This window comes from Protofrankia sp. Cr1 (assembly GCF_963555865.1).
GTDB lineage: Bacteria > Actinomycetota > Actinomycetes > Frankiales > Frankiaceae > Protofrankia.
Map to the genome: position 1 here is coordinate 1,656 of NZ_CAUVXO010000702.1, position 1,127 is coordinate 2,782.

Genomic DNA, 1,127 nt, shown 5'->3' on the forward strand with positions numbered 1-1,127 from the left:
GGTCGCGATCGTGCCGGGCCGCACCAGCGGTGTGGACATCGCCGCGGCGCTCCTCGACGACGACGATCTCGCCAGCGTCCCGCCGCTGTTGGAAGGGCACCCACTCGCCGAGATCGCGTTTGTCGTCCGCGGTCGGGACAGGCACCTGTTGCTCGCCCCCGGCGGTTTGCTCGAACGGCTGCCGATCGGTGAACCGCTGTACCGCCTCGGCCCGGGTCCGCTGTTCCTGCCGGTCGGCTACCGGACGCGCCCGCGGCTGCCCCCGACCGCCCGCCAAGCCCTGTTCGGCGTTGTGGACGACGTTGCCGTGGTGGCGCTGCCGGACCGGGCCGTCGCCTTCGACCTGCGCGCCCGCCAGCCGGTTTGGACGTTGTGGGCCGGTCCCGGCCCCGATCTGGACCTTCAGCTCCCACCGGAGACCGTCGCGGCGCTGGCCGACGTCGACGCACAGGTCACCCCACGGCCACCCGAGGTGGTGCCGGTTGCCGCGTCGACACCGACACCGCAACCGCCCGCCGGCGGCGTGCAACGTGCCCGAGAGCTGTGGAAAAGGCTGCGCAACCGCGTCCCGGACGCACCGTCGGCACCGCGTACCTGGCTGGATGACGCGCTCGAGGCCGAGCTCGCCGACAACCTTGTCGGGGCTGCCGCGCTCCATGAACGCAACGGTGACCCGCTGCGGGCCGCCCATCTCTACGAACGCGCCGCCCGCCAGAACGGAACCCGCATCTCGCCGTGAGGCCCCACCGTCGTCCGAACCCCGCGCCGGCGGTCGTCTGAACCCTGCGCTGGCGGGCGAGCGGTCGCCCGTGCCCCGCGTCGGCGGTCGCCTGAACGATGTGACTTTCGTGCTGCTCCCATAGCAGTGGATTCACATCTTTCGGCCGGCGGGCGAGCGGTCGTCCGAGCCCCGCGTCGGCGGCTGGTGGTTGTCCAGTCCAGCAGGCCTGCCGATGTGGGTCTGGTCGTCGGTGGTCGGGGTGAGTAGGGCGTGGATGGTGTCGGTGAGGGTGGCCGGGTCGGGGTGGGGTGGGAGGTGGCGGTGGTAACGCTGGTCGGTGGTGGGGGTGCTGTTGCCGGGTGCGTCGTCGCCGTCGGGGGTGCCGGGGGTGTGGGTGGTCAGGAGT

At 72.5% G+C, this 1,127-nt stretch carries 1 protein-coding gene and 1 pseudogene; one reads left to right on the forward strand and one right to left on the reverse strand.

Annotated elements, in window-relative coordinates:
• Nucleotides 1-739, forward strand: a pseudogene (locus U9980_RS28245) (hypothetical protein); the annotation flags it as partial.
• A gap of 132 nt (nt 740-871) precedes the next feature.
• Here U9980_RS28245 and U9980_RS28250 read toward each other — a convergent pair.
• Nucleotides 872-1,127 (reverse strand): hypothetical protein (locus U9980_RS28250; protein ID WP_322770712.1); only part of this gene is annotated, 256 nt, incomplete at its 5' end.